The 16,463-nt window shown below is 44.0% G+C and carries 15 protein-coding genes, 1 other RNA gene and 1 pseudogene; 9 read left to right on the top strand and 8 right to left on the bottom strand.

What is annotated here, in order from left to right:
* Position 1: 1 nt before the first annotated feature.
* Entirely contained in the window at positions 2 to 1,489 is a 1,488-nt protein-coding gene (locus tag JUI58_RS10105) for an alpha/beta fold hydrolase (RefSeq protein ID WP_204103659.1), read from the bottom strand.
* 12 nt (positions 1,490 to 1,501) lie between these two features.
* On the opposite strand from JUI58_RS10105, the gene JUI58_RS10100 reads away from it, so the two are divergent.
* Entirely contained in the window at positions 1,502 to 2,020 is a 519-nt protein-coding gene (locus tag JUI58_RS10100) for an adenine phosphoribosyltransferase (protein ID WP_204103658.1), read from the top strand.
* 87 nt (positions 2,021 to 2,107) lie between these two features.
* A complete protein-coding gene (locus tag JUI58_RS10095; RefSeq protein WP_204103657.1) occupies positions 2,108 to 3,160 on the top strand; it encodes an ABC transporter permease in 1,053 nt (350 codons plus the stop codon).
* 134 nt (positions 3,161 to 3,294) lie between these two features.
* On the opposite strand, the gene JUI58_RS10090 is transcribed toward JUI58_RS10095, so the two are convergent.
* The gene (locus JUI58_RS10090) at positions 3,295 to 4,404 is read right to left on the bottom strand and encodes an AAA family ATPase (RefSeq protein ID WP_204103656.1); all 1,110 of its coding nucleotides are present in this window, start codon (positions 4,402 to 4,404) and stop codon (positions 3,295 to 3,297) included.
* Between the two features lie 179 nt (positions 4,405 to 4,583).
* On the opposite strand from JUI58_RS10090, the gene JUI58_RS10085 reads away from it, so the two are divergent.
* From JUI58_RS10085 to JUI58_RS10070, 4 genes are all read left to right on the top strand, one after another.
* Positions 4,584 to 5,432 carry an ABC transporter ATP-binding protein gene (locus JUI58_RS10085; protein ID WP_204103655.1) on the top strand — a complete coding sequence of 283 codons (849 nt, stop codon included), beginning with the start codon at positions 4,584 to 4,586 and terminating at the stop codon, positions 5,430 to 5,432.
* Positions 5,433 to 5,483: 51 nt separating this feature from the next.
* Positions 5,484 to 5,996, top strand: a complete 513-nt coding sequence (gene scpB / locus JUI58_RS10080; protein ID WP_204103654.1) for an SMC-Scp complex subunit ScpB — start codon at positions 5,484 to 5,486, stop codon at positions 5,994 to 5,996.
* A 113-nt stretch (positions 5,997 to 6,109) separates the two neighbouring features.
* Positions 6,110 to 6,445, top strand: coding sequence for a DUF760 domain-containing protein (locus JUI58_RS10075; RefSeq protein WP_204103653.1), 336 nt, complete (start codon positions 6,110 to 6,112; stop codon positions 6,443 to 6,445).
* 75 nt (positions 6,446 to 6,520) lie between these two features.
* Complete coding sequence (locus JUI58_RS10070; RefSeq protein ID WP_204103652.1) at positions 6,521 to 6,976, top strand: FxLYD domain-containing protein; 456 nt, start codon at positions 6,521 to 6,523, stop codon at positions 6,974 to 6,976.
* A 134-nt stretch (positions 6,977 to 7,110) separates the two neighbouring features.
* Here JUI58_RS10070 and dnaK read toward each other — a convergent pair whose 3' ends face one another.
* From dnaK to JUI58_RS10040, 6 genes are all read right to left on the bottom strand, one after another.
* A complete protein-coding gene (dnaK, locus tag JUI58_RS10065; RefSeq protein ID WP_204103651.1) occupies positions 7,111 to 9,027 on the bottom strand; it encodes a molecular chaperone DnaK in 1,917 nt (638 codons plus the stop codon).
* A 299-nt stretch (positions 9,028 to 9,326) separates the two neighbouring features.
* Positions 9,327 to 9,721: a transfer-messenger RNA gene (ssrA, locus tag JUI58_RS10060) on the bottom strand.
* A gap of 110 nt (positions 9,722 to 9,831) precedes the next feature.
* Positions 9,832 to 11,028 carry a class I SAM-dependent methyltransferase gene (locus tag JUI58_RS10055; protein ID WP_204103650.1) on the bottom strand — a complete coding sequence of 399 codons (1,197 nt, stop codon included), beginning with the start codon at positions 11,026 to 11,028 and terminating at the stop codon, positions 9,832 to 9,834.
* Positions 11,029 to 11,140: 112 nt separating this feature from the next.
* Positions 11,141 to 11,734, bottom strand: a complete 594-nt coding sequence (gene leuD, locus JUI58_RS10050; RefSeq protein WP_204103649.1) for a 3-isopropylmalate dehydratase small subunit — start codon at positions 11,732 to 11,734, stop codon at positions 11,141 to 11,143.
* Between the two features lie 150 nt (positions 11,735 to 11,884).
* Positions 11,885 to 12,127, bottom strand: coding sequence for a hypothetical protein (locus JUI58_RS10045; protein ID WP_204103648.1), 243 nt, complete (start codon positions 12,125 to 12,127; stop codon positions 11,885 to 11,887).
* 76 nt (positions 12,128 to 12,203) lie between these two features.
* Positions 12,204 to 12,548, bottom strand: coding sequence for a hypothetical protein (locus JUI58_RS10040; protein ID WP_204103647.1), 345 nt, complete (start codon positions 12,546 to 12,548; stop codon positions 12,204 to 12,206).
* A 189-nt stretch (positions 12,549 to 12,737) separates the two neighbouring features.
* Here JUI58_RS10040 and JUI58_RS10035 point away from each other — a divergent pair, with 189 nt between their 5' ends.
* The 3 genes and pseudogenes from JUI58_RS10035 to JUI58_RS10025 all read left to right on the top strand — a co-directional run.
* Positions 12,738 to 13,418: an urease accessory protein UreF gene (locus JUI58_RS10035; RefSeq protein ID WP_204103646.1), complete on the top strand. Its 681-nt coding sequence runs from the start codon at positions 12,738 to 12,740 to the stop codon at positions 13,416 to 13,418.
* Positions 13,419 to 13,528: 110 nt separating this feature from the next.
* Positions 13,529 to 15,145, top strand: coding sequence for a glutamate synthase-related protein (locus JUI58_RS10030; RefSeq protein WP_204103645.1), 1,617 nt, complete (start codon positions 13,529 to 13,531; stop codon positions 15,143 to 15,145).
* Between the two features lie 39 nt (positions 15,146 to 15,184).
* A pseudogene (locus JUI58_RS10025) lies at positions 15,185 to 16,374 on the top strand (thiamine pyrophosphate-binding protein); the annotation flags it as partial.
* Positions 16,375 to 16,463: the final 89 nt, after the last annotated feature.

Genomic DNA, 16,463 nt, shown 5'->3' with positions numbered 1-16,463 from the left:
TTTAAGGCTTCCTCTCATTAAGTTCGGAATTTGGAGACAGAACATTCTCCCAAACTCCCCATTGACCCATTTTAGCAATACAAGTGCGATCGGGAGATTGTTGGGGGCGATCGAGAAACTCTAATGCCATAATAATAGGACAATTTCCCTGTTCTAATACACCATGTCCCAAACCAGGATATTCAAAAATATACGCCTTGCTGAGAAAATGAGCAACATATTCACCATAGGGTAAAGGAGTAATGGGATCGTATTCTCCATGTAAAATTAAGCTAGGAATATCGCTGCGGATGGGTTCATAAACACTATTGGCAAGGGGCGTTACGGGATAAAACGAACAAAAATCCACTAAAGTTCCTGATATAATAGTGATCCTTTGGAGCAGGAGCAAAGTGGGCTTTAAATTCAGAGAAGGTATGGGAGGATTAGGGGCAGCACATATCGTCGCAAAACGCATTCCATTGGCGAGAGGAAAGGCTTCTTTGAGACGCTGACGATAGATATTTTTAAACAGAGTAAAATCTTCCCGATTTAGATCGTAAATGAGGCGAGGTAATTGAGGGGCATATTGATGAGCATCATAGAGAAAATCTCGCAGGAAAAAAGCAAAAGTTTGTCCGTTGAGGAAATAATAATGTTCTTTTTCTTCTCCTTCAATGGAAATACTTATGGATAAAGGATCCCGTTCTAATTTCTCCAGAAGATGTGTTAATTCTTGTTCTAAATTGGGATAGTTTTGCTGGCAGAAACGATCGCGATCGCAGGCTGCAAAGATATTCCTCAAAGCGCGACTAAAACTTTCTAATTGATAAAAACCGATATCGGAGTCCGTGGCAATGGTAGCATCAAGAATAATGGTGCGAAGTCTTTGAGGATATTGTCGCAGTAAATAAAGAGCGAGTTGGGAAGCATAGGAAGTGCCGTAATAGTTGAAGCGATCGTAACCGAGAGTTTGAGTAACCAAGGCAATATCATGGGCGTGTTGTACCATATTAAAAGCATCGAGATTAATACCTTCACCCTCCAAACGTTCTTTACAAATGCTGGGAAATTCAGCGCGATCGCACTGCAAATAGGGTCGAGAATAATAAGCCCCTCGTTGTTCAATTAAAAGGATATCTCGTTGTTTTTGTAAAGGTAATAAAATGCCTTCGGGGGTAAAATGGCGAACTCGATGGAAACTAGAGGCACCGGGTCCACCTTGTTCCATAATTAAAGGCGTTGAGTCGGAGTTATTTCCCGTACTTTTGAGACGAATAAAAGCAAGTTTAAAGCTGGTTTTTGTAGCGCGATCGTGGAATTCTGGCACAGTCACATAACCACAACTTGCATTTTCAACAGTAGCAGGAACATCAAAGTTAGCGCAGGAATGTGTTTCAATGAGTTCGGCTGCTTCAGCAGAATATTTTGTATCAAAAGCCTTTATCTTTAAAGAAGAGAAAAGAATTAAGAGCAAAAGTAGTGTACTATCTTTCCAGAAGTTTATCATTTTGTGTTCCTAATGGATATCCAATCGCTCATCCGTAATATTCACGATTTTCCCAAACCCGGAATCCTTTTTCGGGACATTACTACTCTATTGAAGCATCCCGATGGTTTACGCCACACTACCGATATGTTAGTCCAAAGATGTCGGGAAACCGGATTAGAACCAGATTATATCCTCGGCATGGAATCTCGCGGTTTTATTTTTGCCCCTTTATTGGCTTATCAATTAAATGCCGGATTTGTTCCCGTTCGCAAGCCAGGTAAATTACCCTCGAAGGTTTATTCTGTAGAATACGAGTTGGAATATGGCACAGATTGCCTCGAAATACACCAAGATGCCATTGAAGAAGGTCGGCGAGTGATAATTGTAGACGATCTGATTGCCACGGGGGGAACGGCGAAAGCAACAGCCGATCTAGTTGAAAGATGCGGTGGTCATCTGGAAGGTTTTGTTTTCCTGATTGAGTTAACAGATTTGGAAGGACGCAAAAAATTACCAGATGTCCCAATTATCAGTTTAATTGAATATTAGAAGGGAAGAGGGAATAGGCACGAAACCCGATGCCTTTATCCCTACTAACTCATTCCTTAACTCGTCCCTCATAATCCATTCCACTACATGACTGCTACTAAATTACGCGATCGCCCCAATTTTTTGCGCCAACGAGTTCTCGGTATCCTCATCAATGAGACTAGCTTCTATATTCTCAAACGGTTATTACAAGCGCTGTTAACGCTACTGTTAGCCTCGGCGCTATCCTTTGCGATTATCCAACTAGCCCCCGGTAACTATCTGGATATTCTCAAGGAAGATCCGACCATTTCCGAAGATACGATCGCGCAATTAACGGCACGATATGGACTAGATCGACCAATGTTAACCCAGTATTGGACCTGGTTGGTAAGGGTAGTGACTCACTTTGATTTCGGTCGCAGTTTTGTCTATTCCCGAGATGTAAGTTCTCTTATTATTGAACGCATGGGCAATACTTTGCTGTTGGCAATTTCTTCTATTATTGTCACTTGGGCGATCGCCCTTCCTTTGGGGATTATTGGTGCTGTGAAGCAAAATCAACCTTTGGATAAAGCCTTACGAGTCCTCAGTTATATTGGTCAGGGTTTTCCCAGTTTCATTACAGCACTATTACTACTTTTTGTGGCTCAACTTCTCTCCCCTTTACTTCCTGTTGGGGGAATGACCAGTATTAACCATAATGAACTCTCTTTTCTAGGCAGGATTTTTGATATTGCTTGGCACATGATTCTCCCTACTATTGCCCTCAGTATTACCAGTTTTGCCGGACTGCAACGCTTGACGCGAGGCTCTTTATTAGACGTTCTTCGACAAGAATACATTCAAACCGCAAGAGCCAAAGGTTTATCGGAAGATCGAGTCATGTATGTTCACGCTTTACGCAATGCGGTGAATCCTTTGGTGACAATTTTAGGGTTTGAATTTGCCAGTCTATTAAGCGGTTCGTTTATTGCTGAATATTTCTTTAATTGGCCAGGGTTAGGACGATTAATTTTAGGCGCAGTTATGACGCAAGATTTATATTTAGTCATGGCCAGTTTGATGATGGGTGCATTAATGTTGATTATCGGCAATTTGTTGTCAGATTTATTATTAAAAGCCGTCGATCCGCGCATTCGTTTGGAGAATTTGCAGTAAATTGCGATTCCTGAAACATCTAGAGAATTGCAGACGAACATCAGTGGAAAGATTACAATAACCGAGATGTTCGATCAAAAGAGTTTTCACAAAACTTTCTTCTGTGTTTCCTTCAGCAATAATATGAAGACGAATCATTTACTGGGTCTACCTCCGATCACATTTTTATCCCAAAGTTCTGATAAAGAATAATCTTCTAGCCAATCTTGTAATTCTTCATAACTCTTTCGGTGAAATATAGATTCTCGTCCCTTCCTCTCTACAACTATAATATCTTCTGGCTGAAAATAGTCGATTAAAGAAGCCGATTGAGTAGCTAGAATGATTTGAGTTTGCTGAGAAATACTTTGCATTAATCCAGCAATAATATTAATTGCATAAGGATGCAAACCCAATTCTGGTTCATCAAAAATGAGAATATCGGGAAGTTGATCTCTGGGTTGCAAAAGTAAAGCAATTAAAGCGATACTTCTTAAAGTTCCATCTGAGGCTTGATGAGAACTAAAAAGCAAATCTGATTCTAACTCTCGCCATTGCAAAATCAATTTATTTCCTACAGGTTCAAAAACAAAGTCTGCAAAAAAAGGTGTAATTTGTCTAATAGTTTCTACAATTCTTGAGTAACATTGAGGCTCATACTCGCGCAGTCTGAAGAGAAAAGGTGCTAAATTTGCAGCATCTTCCTTAAGATATCGATTATCATCAATATCCCATCTTTGTCTGATACGCGAATTTTCTGATGTATTATGAAATTGATGATAAACACATCTTTGGATTAATGAAAAAATGGTTTTTGCTGTTTTGTCTTCTCCATTATTGGCAGCATTGATTAATCTAGATTCTCGATGTCCGGAATCCAAATAAATCCAATCTGCTGTTCCTTCCCGATCGAAGCGTGAAAAGCGATATCGTTCGCTTGCAAAAATCAATGTATCGGGATCGGCATGGGACAATATAATAGAATAATCATTTCTTCCTGCATCCGTCTCAAAATTCAACTCAGCTTGAAATCGAGATGTTGTTTGAAGGCCATCAAATAAAAATGGATTGCCTCCTCCCGACTGACCAATAAAATATTGAAGTTGGCCTGTTCCCGATTGTATCATCCATCTTAGGAGTTTAAAAAAAGAGATTAAATTGGATTTTCCTGCACCATTTGCACCAATCAGAACATTGAAATTAGTTAACTTTAGGTCAAGTCTTTTGATTGATTTATATCCTCTTATTTGAATGTTTTTTAGCATTGACTGTTTAACATACTTAATGATTGGATTGTAACAGAGAGTGCGATCGCCCTTCGGTTTCCCTAGATTAACACTGGATTAACATTAGATTTGCAGCGATCGCCAAAATCGGTGACAATAACAAGTTAGTCAAATTTGCTATCGTAGGGGCGCATTGCGTGCGCCCATATTTTAAATTTATGGGCGCTGTCACTCTCAAAGATGTTTCCAAAATCTACAACAAAATTCCCGTAGTCGATCGCCTCTCCTTCGAGATTAAATCTGGGGAGATGTTTGGACTCTTGGGACCGAATGGGGCGGGAAAATCTACTACGATTCGCAGTATTATTACCCTGACCCAACCCACAGAAGGAGAAATCGAAGTAGCAGGCTATAACGTGCGCCACCAAAGGGATCTGGTTCGACGCAGCATCGGAGTTGTCCTGCAACAAACCAGCGTCGATGCGGATCTCACCGTCTGGGAAAATCTGGAATTTCACGGACGGATGCACCACATTCCCAAAGCCGATCGCCAGCAACGCATCGATCGCTGGCTAGAGTACGTCGATTTGAGCGATCGCCGCAAAGACCTCGTAAAAACCCTGTCTGGGGGCATGAAACGCCGCTTACAAATTGCCCGTGCCCTCCTCCACGAACCCAAAATCCTCTTTTTAGATGAACCCACCGTGGGACTCGATCCCCAAAACCGTCGCCGTCTCTGGGAGATGATTCGCGATTTAAACCGCCAAGGTATGACAGTATTATTAACCAGTCACTATATGGAAGAAGTGGAATTTTTATGCGATCGCATCGGCATTATGGATAGTGGAAAATTGATTGAATTGGGAACATTAGCAGAATTTAAAAGTAAATATGGAGAAGGATTAGCCATTAAACAGATCGGCGATCGCCTTGAATCGCAATTTTTCCCTACCCTAGAAGCCGCCAATACTTACCTTGAATCCCTCTCCAATAAAATCGGCATCACCATCCGAGAATCCAATCTAGAGGATATCTTTGTTAAACTAACCGGACATCAACTAGATTAGCCAATTCCTGTTTCCTCCTTCCCTCTCTTCATTGCTAATTGTTCATTGATAATGCGTCTCGCCACACAAATTGAAGCGATTTTATATCTGAAAGGTCAGCCGATGGGTCTAGCGGCGATCGCGGAATGTGCGGGAATTTCCCGCCAAGAAGCCAAAGATGCCCTTCTCGAACTGATGGACGATTATGCCCACCGAGACAGTGCTTTAGAAATTGCCGATACTCCAAGCGGGTATAGCCTGCAACTGCGGGAAACCTTCCAAGACCTTCTGCACCACCTTGTCCCCGCAGAATTGGGAATTGGTGCCTTGCGAACCCTCGCCGCGATCGCCCTCAAATCTCCTATCCTACAAACCGAATTGATCGAACTGAGGGGCAGTAGCGCCTACCAACAGGTGCAAGAACTGGTACAATTTGGCTTTGTCCGCAAACGTCGTCAAGCAGAAGGGCGTTCTTTTTGGTTAGAAGTGACCGAACGATTTCAGCAATATTTTGAAGTTGACGAACTGTCGCAAATCTTAACACAAGTCAATCTGGAAGAGGAGAACAGCGATTGTGAAGAATAATATTTCTTACCCTCTGTGTCAAAATATTGCCAAAATACCCTGCGATCGCCGCACGATTTTTGTCAAGATGGTTTAGAGTAGAATAAGCGCAGTTAAGCTCTTTAAGGATTCTGATGGTATTTAATCCTAATATTTTTTATTCCGAAGTAGAAGAATCAGAGATTAGCAACATCCTCTTGCAGTATCTCAAACAGCAAAAGCCCGAAATACTCGAACAAATTGCTCAGTCTGCAACCCCCGAAATTAAGCAGATTATTTCCCAAAATGTGCAGGGTTTGGTAGGGATGTTACCGTCTGAAGATTTTAATGTTCAAATCGTGACCGATCGCGATAACATGGCTAACATTTTAGCATCTGCCATGATGACGGGATATTTCCTGCGTCGCATGGAACAGCGCATGGAACTAGATACCTCTTTAGAGGGGATAGCATCTCTCAATCTTGATTAATGGTTGTTTGAGATACTGATTTTTAGCCAGATACCAGATAATGGTTGGGGTTATTTCCCCAACGGAGGTTATTAAATGAAATTTAGAAATTTAGCGATCGCCGCGATCGCCATTTTGTTATGGGTTGCCAGTTTCGCGATCGCGCCAGAAAGTCTGGCTTTAACTCAAGTCAAACTGAACAATCTCAATTATCGAGAATGCCCAACGGAGTTAGCAGAGGGGATGATGGCCAGTGGAAGCAGTCAAAAAGTAAACTGTTTTTTAATTACCGGAACTGCCGTTAATACTTCCAATAAATATGTCGTTGATGCGGATGTATTTGGACGGATTTACGACAAGGACGGCAATAACGTCATGCAAAATCGCAGTCGTGTCGGCACAATTCCCTCTATTCCCCCAGGAGAAAGCGAATTTGAAATTAGAATTTCTGTCGCAGCCAATCAGCCTACCCCCCTACAACTCAAACAATTTAAAGCATCCGGCTTTTCTTCTCGCGTTCGCCCCTATTACTATGATGATTTTAAACTATAAATAAAAGATTAAACTAAACTAAAATAAGATTTTGATTCGCAAGAAATCGCAAGAAACGAAATAAGGACGAAATAAGGACATCAGTTTTTAAAAACCGATGTCCTTAATATTAGCGATTAGAGAATGCGATCGCCTTATTCCTTCGTTTCCGAGAATTCAGCATCAATAACATCATCCCCACCCGTCGCAGAAGAAGCACCAGCAGAGTCACTAGGTTCGCCACCAGGAGCCGCACCTGCGGCACTGGCTGCATCTTGGTAAACACTGCTACCAATGCTGTAAAGCACCTGTTGCAATTCCGGCATTGCCGTTTTGATCGTTTCGTCGTCCTCTTTTTGAACGGCTTCTTTCACGGTTTTAATTAAGCCTTCCGCCTTAGTTTTGTCTTCCGCCGGAACTTTGTCCCCGAGTTCCGTCAGTTGCTTCTCGGCTTGATACACGAGAGAATCAGCTTGGTTTTTGCGATCGATGCGTTCGCGACGTTCTTGGTCGGCACTGGCATTAACTTCCGCTTCTTTGACCATGCGATCGACTTCATCGCCTGGTAAAGTAGAAGCCCCTGTAATGCTGATGGACTGTTCTTTGCCGGTGCCTTTGTCTTTCGCTGTGACATTGAGAATACCATTGGCATCGATATCGAAAGTGACTTCAATTTGAGGAACCCCTCGGGCGGCGGGAGGAATGCCATCAAGTCGGAAAGTTCCTAAACTCTTGTTATCCTTGGAAAATTCCCGTTCTCCTTGCAGGACATGAATTTCAACATTAGTTTGTCCGTCAACTGCCGTAGAGAAGACTTCCGATTTTTTGGTGGGAATGGTGGTATTGCGGGGAATAATTTTGGTCATGACACCCCCCAAGGTTTCCACCCCAAGGGAGAGAGGGGTTACGTCCAATAAGAGAATATCTTTGACTTCTCCCGCGAGAACTCCCCCTTGGATCGCGGCACCAACAGCCACCACTTCATCGGGGTTAACGCTTTGGTTGGGTTCCTTATCTAAAACCCGCTTGACTGCATCGGCGATCGCGGGAATGCGAGTAGAACCCCCCACCAATACAACTTCATCGATCGCACTCTTATCTAATTTGGCATCGCGAACGGCATTTTCCACCGGAATGCGACAGCGATCGATCAGATCGGAACAAAGTTCTTCAAATTTACTGCGAGTCAGGGTCGTATCGAGGTGTTTTGGACCATCCTGGGTGGCAGTAATGAAGGGAAGATTAATTTCCGATTGGGTGACGCTAGACAGTTCAATTTTCGCTTTTTCTGCGGCTTCTGTCAGGCGCTGTAAGGCTTGATTATCTTTGCGAAGGTCAATGCCTTCAACTTTCTTAAATTCTTCAGCGAGATAGTCTACGATCTTCTTATCGAAGTCATCTCCCCCGAGGTGAGTATCCCCAGAAGTGGCCAGAACTTCAAAAACACCGTCTCCAACTTCGAGAATAGATACGTCAAATGTACCGCCTCCCAAGTCAAATACAAGAATGGTTTCATTACTTTTCTTCTCTAAACCGTAAGCGAGGGCTGCAGCCGTGGGTTCATTGATGATCCGTAGCACTTCCACTCCCGCAATTTTTCCCGCGTCTTTTGTCGCTTGGCGCTGGGAATCATTAAAGTAAGCAGGTACGGTAATTACGGCTTGCGTAACGGTTTCGCCGAGATACTTACTGGCATCTTCGATCAACTTCCGTAAAACCTGGGCAGAAATTTCCTCGGGGGCAAACTGCTTGTTGAGGGCGGGGCATTCTAATTTAACGTTAGCATTACCATCCCGTAGGACTTTATAGGCAACTTCAGTGGTTTCCGTGGTTACTTCATCAAATTTACGGCCGATGAAACGTTTGACGGAATAAAATGTATTGCCCGTGTTCATCACCGCTTGACGTTTGGCAATTTGACCCACGAGGCGATCGCCATTTTTGGCGTAAGCAACGACGGAAGGGGTAGTTCTAAATCCTTCAGCATTAGCGATTACGGTGGGTTTCCCCCCTTCCATTACCGCAACGCAAGAGTTTGTCGTTCCTAAATCAATTCCAACTACTTTTGGCATTTCCTCTTTTTGCTCCAATTTAACGATTACAAAACTCTTCGGGGAGAAACCACACCGAATCGAGTTCCCGCATTTTTTTAAGGGATTTAATTAAATGACGGGATATCTTCTTCCTCTATACTGAAGGCGATCGCAGGGTTTCCGTAAGTCGTGTTTTCCGAACTTTAGTTTTATTATTGCTTCAGTCTCCAAAAAAAAATTGCTGGAGGATCACCTACTTGGAAATCTTTCCAGACAATAATAAACCCTATAAAACAAACCCTATAAAATTATTACAGGACAAGGGAAATGAAATAAAAAAATGGAGCCGAGCAGAGTTGAACTGCTGTCCAGACTGGGTATTGACTTTCCGATCGTTCACAGGTTTAGCTTCTTTAACCCTAGAAGCGGGGAACTTTCATTATCCCGAAAGCTAGGATGCTCTAGTGAGTTCTTAACTTAGCAAGCTACCAGAGGAACTTGAAAAGTGCATCCGTTGGGGTTGTTATCTGTAATCCTTAACGGAGTCAAATCACAGATGCTCGAAACCGGTTAGGTTTGGATTAAGCAGCGACAGGCGCAGCTTTGCGAGCGAAAGGAACGATGTTGTTCGCAGTTACTATTTTGTTTGAGCCTTTGATTTACGAGAGGAGACTCACTCTCGACCTGAATCACGGGTAAGATTTCGCCAACCTGTCGAAACCGTTGCGGCCCCCTAATGATTCCCATTATAACCAAAAATTTTATTTTGGGGAAGAAGGGTTAATAATTTGCTGCATTTCCGAACAATTTATGAGGTTTTTTCCGGGTTAAGCCGAATTTATTTTACATTTTACCGAGAACAAATAACCGTTGTGCAAAAAGTTTTCGAGCCTCTTTGACGTTGACTTCGCTTTCTGCCAGAATTTCCTCTAATGTTTTGTGCGATCGCGAGTTCGTTGCACAGATTTGTAAAAAAGTCAAGTCTTGTTCGGATAAATCAATTAATTCATAATCGGCATTAAAAAGGGTTCGACTCGGCCAGCCGTGAATGCAGGGATGAAGTTCAGGAATACCTGAAAGAAAGGTTTCTTCCTCGGACCAATCAACTTTAATAAGGGGAGATCTTCCCAAGAAAAACTCATAATGGGTAATATTTTTAGGGTCGAGAAGTTCAATGAGACGATAGCGATCGCGTTCTCCCAATTGACTCGCCCTTGCCATTAAATCCGGGGATTTTCCCAATAAGCGTTCTAACTGCCAGAATTGCGGATTGGAAAAGCCGATAAACTCCAATTCCGAAGCATCAATTAACTCGAATAAAGTATTAATATTGTAATCAACTTCTTGAGGATGAACGTACATATCGGCAAAACTTTCATCCTTGTGATTTTCTATTGACCAGCGTGTTTTTTCTCGCTGTACTAAAGGATTATTTTCGGGAAGGGAAGAAAAAATATCTCGTCCAACTTTGACCCCATCGCTATAATCTCCTCGCTTTTCTCCTTGGAGTAAGGCGATCGCTTCCTGCATTAAAGTAATTTCCCAGCGTCCCAATTCTGCGTAAACGAAAATATGTAATAATCCACTAGGCGCTAACTTTTTGGCTAGGGCTTGAATTCCCTTTACTGGATCGGGTAAATGATGCAAAACCCCCACACAATTAATCAGGTCAAATTCTCCAGAAATTTGCTCCAAATCGTAAAGACTGAGATGATGAAACTGGACGTGATCTACACCTGAACCCTTGCATCTTTTTTTAGCAATATTTAACGCACCCGAACTTAAATCAACAGCTACCACTTGTGCTTGAGCATTCAAATGTGCTAAATATTCTGTCCCTACTCCCGTTCCGCATCCTGCGTCGAGAATGCGAATATTTTGATGAGGGGGTTTTTGTCCTGTACAGAAACTATAGGCACCCGTCCAATGCCAGCGCCAATTATATCCCGGTGGTGCTTCATCGGACATGGCATCGGGAGGAAAAGGATAGGTGTCGTAGAGTTTTTCGACGGCGTTGGCAATGGTGCGATCGTCAGACATAATTTGGATAGATACAAGGGGAGATTTTTACGATCGTAGCACTGTTTTGCGATCGCATCAGCAGGGGCGATCGCAACCAATTCCGAAGGGATATCGGTGATGTACTTACAACTTAACTCGCCCAAGCAATATAGGGTAAATTTGCTGCAGTTGTTTTAACTTGTTCGGCATTAGCAGTTAATTGTCCACAACTGTCCCATTTTCCGGTCAAAAACATTTGTCGAATACCTTCCCCTATTTGTACGGGAACAGTTAAATCATCGCAACGAACTTCTTTATTTTCAAGATTTACAGAAATTGTTGTCTTGGGACTCTCTGTTAATTTAGCTTGCAATTGTGCTATAATTTTTGGGGTTGCTATTACGCAGGGAATCCCTAAAGCGACACAATTTCCCAAGAAAATTTCGGCAAAACTCTCGCCAATAATTGTTTGAATTCCCCAGCGTAGAAGGGCTTGAGGAGCGTGTTCTCGAGAGGAACCGCAGCCAAAATTCCCGTTAGCAATGAGAATATTTGCACCTTGATATTGAGGTTGATCGAAAGGATGTTCTCCATTGGTTTGTTGGCGATCGTCAGCAAATACCTGTTCTCCTAGTCCGTCAAAAGTAACGCAGCGTAAAAAACGGGCTGGAATAATGCGATCGGTATCGATATCATTGCCTTTGAGGGGAATTCCTCGACCGGAGATTGTTTTAACTTCGCTCATCTTTGTTGTTCTTTGTTGTTCTTTGTTGTTCTTTGTTGTAGGAAAATCAAGTAATATTTGCCGTCGAAATTAGGAAACTTCAGCGCGAACCCATATTATAACAGTCTATTTACCGATTGAGTTCAACCCTGCCAGCCAGATAATTTAGACTTATTCAGATTGAAAACCCTGCCCAATTTTCTTAATTAACCAAGTTAAAAAGACACCCAGAAAAAGAATTCCAATCGCAGGATTAAAAACCGGATACCAGAGTTTATACCAAATTTCCCAGCCGAGGGAAATTCCCAGGGATCGCCCGAGGATGGCGATCGCAAACCACAGGAAACCCAATAAGACCACAAATACATCGATGATTAAGATGCGTTCTAACCAGTTAATAATTTTTTCGCTCATTGCTTCAGTGACTTAAAAAATAGTGCGATCGCTCTTCCTAATTGAGTTTACCGCTAATACAGAAATCTCTCAAGTTTTAGCGCCGTCGAAGCGATCGCCTTAATTTTGCTCTTAATTGTTCCATAGCAAAAACTTGACCCCTTAAGGTTTTATCTTCTCGAGCTTTTCGTCGTCGCTGCGCCGCTACAATACCCATAGGATAAGTTTTGTTAATTGGTACTTCTTCCTCTTCTTCTGGAGAGCTTTGAGGAGGAGGGCGATCAGAACTGTTCCACCATGTCACGATTGTACCTCCAGATAAACCTCCGATCGCACCAACAATAATGCTTAATGGTACAGAGTATCCCAATAGAACAAAAGCGACTAGAAAAAACAGCCACACCATTAATCCGGTGGATATACCATTTTTAAACATGAGCATAAAGGGGGACTTTTGGATTCCCCCCCCTTATCCCCCTCTTATCCCCCTTGAAAAGGGGGAGGATAGAGGATGCTTCGCTTTTCAACGATGGGGGCTGGGAGGGATCGAATCAATAACTAGCAAGTTGATCTAAATTATTGATGCTAAGATTATTTTTATCTTTATTTCGATGGGCAGAAAAAGCAACAAATGAGCGATCGCCAACTCCTCCATCTTCTACAATTATCCAATCCGATGTTACCTGTGGGAGCCTATAGTTATTCGGAAGGATTAGAATATTTAGTCGAACAAAAAATTATTGGCGATCGCGAACAATTATACAGTTGGCTCGAGCAAGAATTGCGTTATGGCTCAATTCGGACTGAAACCGCAGTTATGGTAAGAGCCTATCAAAGCAAGAGGCAAGAGGCAAGAGAAAAAGAGGAGTTAATTTACTGGAATGAGTGGTTTTCTGCGGTGCGGGAAACGAAGGAATTGCGCCAGCAGAGTTGGCAAATGGGGCAATCTTTGCTCAAATTGTTGGTGAGTTTAGAACCGGATTTGGCCGCGATCGCCAAAGATATCGGTAATCCTTGCAATTATCCCATTGCTTTCGGTATCGGGGCAGCCAATTGGCAAATTGACATCGAGGCGACGGCGATCGGTTATTTACAGAGTTGGACAACCAATTTAATCGGTGCCGGGGTGAAACTCATTCCCCTCGGACAAACCACCGCACAACATATCTTGCAAGATATTTCTGCTCCTCTCTTAATGGCAAAAACAAAAATTCTCACATTAACAGATGAAGAGCTAGGGAGTTGTGGTTGGGGGCTAACAATAGCGAGCATGGCACATGAAACCCAATACACTCGCCTCTTTCGTAGCTAATGCTTGTCTATTGCTCACTTCTAGGAGGAATGGCACTGTATACACTGTATAAAGGATTGCTGCTATCTATTTGAGTGCAAAGACATTACAAACATAAGGAGAAGAATTACATGAACAAAGTTAAAATTGCGACTTGGAGTGAAATCGGCGATCGCCAACCCGTCGCAGCACTGGTGGAAAACGTCGATCTCGTCATCATCCGTCGAGAGGACAAGGTATCGGTACTTTATGGGCGCTGTCAACATCGAGGCGCTTTAATGGCTGATGGTTATATTGAAGGAGATAATATCATCTGTGGCGTTCACGGATGGGACTATCGTGTTGATACTGGGATCAGCGCTTACAAAAATGATGAGATTCTCAACAAGTTTAACGCTTGGATCGAGTATGATGGCGTTTATGTGGATACCGACGAAATTATCGCTTGGCGCAACGAACATCCCCAACCCTACAACCGGGATGAATACCAAGGAGCCTACGCCGATATTCACGGTACCACAGAAGAACCCAGCACTCGATATATTCAACAACTTGCAGCCGACGGACTCTCCAAAACCGGGCATCACGGACCCGTCGCTGCAATGGGAGTCCCGGCTCCAGAATTGCCCCAGTGGGATCATTTGCAGTTTGTCACCGCTCAATTAGCACGCTTACCCTTGTTAGATGATGCCGAAGTAGGGACAGAATTAACCATCGGACCCAAAGCCAAACAACCCTTAAAGCTAAGTCTGCCGATTTTCGTCTCGGATATGAGTTTCGGCGCTTTATCCGCAGAAGCAAAGATCGCTTTGGCCAAAGGTGCAGAATTAGCAGAAACTGGAATCTGTTCCGGAGAGGGTGGAATGTTACCGGAAGAACAAGCTGCTAATAATCGTTACTTCTACGAGCTTGCTTCGGCTCGATTTGGCTTCTCAATGGACAAACTGATGCAGGTACAGGCCTTTCATTTTAAATGCGGCCAGGGAGCTAAAACAGGCACAGGGGGACATCTACCAGGACACAAGGTAAAAGGCAGAATTGCTGAAGTTCGAGGTTTGCAAGAAGGAGAAGCAGCCATTTCTCCCCCGCGCTTCCCTGACTGGGAATCTGTAGATGATTTTCGCAATTTTGCCGATACGGTACGAGATACCACGGGAGGTATTCCCATTGGTGTCAAACTCTCGGCCCAGCATATCGAACAAGATATTGAAGCAGCATTACGAATTGGCGTAGATTACATCATTTTAGATGGTCGAGGCGGAGGCACTGGAGCCGCGCCATTATTATTCCGCAATAATATTTCCGTCCCGACAATTCCCGCCCTGGCCAGAGCGCGGAAATACCTCGATCGCCGGGGTGCAAAAGATGTCACCTTGATTATTACAGGGGGTTTGCGGACTCCGGCGGATTTTGCCAAGGCTTTAGCACTGGGAGCCGATGGAATTGCTGTTTCTAATGCTGCTATTCAGGCGATCGGTTGTCTGGGAATGCGTGCTTGTCACACGAATAACTGTCCGGTGGGAATTGCGACCCAAAAGGAGCATTTACGCCGCCGTTTGGTTATTGATGAAGCCGCAGCAAGGCTCGATCGCTTCTTCCGTGCCTCTACAGAGCTAATGCAGGTTCTGGCGCGAGCTTGCGGACACACCCACTTAAATCAGTTTTGCTCGGACGATTTGACCACTTGGGATCGGGATATGGCTTATCTTTCCGGCGTGCAGTATGCGGGTGCGATGCCTCTAACTTAAAGCTAAAGCAATTTGAATAGTGAATTTGAGGAGCCCATTATGGCAAATACATCAACTCAATGGTTTAAAGTTTTAGCGCCGGACGAATTACCGGAAGGCCGCGTCAAAACAGTAATTGCTGGGCATAAAGGTCTAGCACTGACCCACTACAACGGCCAATATGGCGCACTGGATAATCGCTGTCCTCACCAAGGGGGACCTCTCGGAGAAGGTTCAATTGAAAATGGGCTGTTACGCTGTCCTTGGCATGGTTGGGATTACTGTCCTCTCACCGGAAAGCCTCCTGGTGCTTTGGATGTGGATGACTCCCTGGAAACTTTCCCCGTTGAAGTGCGAGAGGATGGGGTTTACGTGGGTTTACTCGTCGAAAAGCCCCACGTGCGAACCGTTAGCGATGTTATGGCGGAAACGATGGTCAATTGGGGCATTACCCATGTATTCGGCATGGTAGGGCATTCTAATCTCGGTTTAGCAGATGCCCTGCGTCGTCAAGAAGAACAAGGAAATCTGACCTTTTTTGGGATTCGTCACGAAGGGGCGGCGGCTTTTGCGGCTTCGGCTTATGGGAAGCTAACGGGACGACCAGCGGCCTGTTTAACGATCGCCGGTCCAGGAGCAACAAATCTCATGACAGGATTATGGGATGCTAAGGTCGATCGCGCCCCCATTTTGGCTTTAACGGGACAGGTGAATTCCCAAGTATTGGGGACGGGAAATTTCCAAGAGTGCGATCTCACTGCTGCTTTTAGTGGGGTTGCGGCTTGGAGTCAAACGGTGTTGAGTCACAGCAAACACGCGGAATTGATGAACCAAGCCATCAAACACGCTCTTTTAGAACGGGATGTTTCTCACTTAATCTTTCCTGATGAAATTCAAGTTCAATCTGCGGTTGATGTACCTGCGTCCAATTCCACCGGACGCATTACCCCTCTGCAAATTGCGCCTCCTCCCGAGTCCCTACAACAGGCGATCGCGCGTCTGAAATCCTCCCGCCGTCCCGTTATCATTGTCGGCCACGGTTCTCGCTTCAATATGCCCGCGATCGTCGAACTGGCGGAACTTTTGGGTGCGCCCATTCTCACCACCTTTAAAGCCAAAGGATTGATTAGCGATCGCCATCCCCTCGGCTGTGGAGTCTTAGGGCGAAGCGGTACCCCCATCGCCAGTTGGTTTTTGGTGCATCTTTTTCCAATCACACGGGAATTTACCCCGGAAAACCGATTATTGAACGCTCCCCAACCAAATCAAAGATTATGGTTGGGGATTCTTTCAGCTACGAGAGACCTCGTAGCGTTCCCAGAACAACTGGCGTTCTCAG

Source organism: Spirulina sp. CCY15215 (genome assembly GCF_016888125.1).
Classification (GTDB): Bacteria; Cyanobacteriota; Cyanobacteriia; order Cyanobacteriales; family Spirulinaceae; genus CCY15215.
Note: the sequence above shows the minus strand (reverse complement) of the source record. Positions and strands in the feature narration are given on the sequence as shown.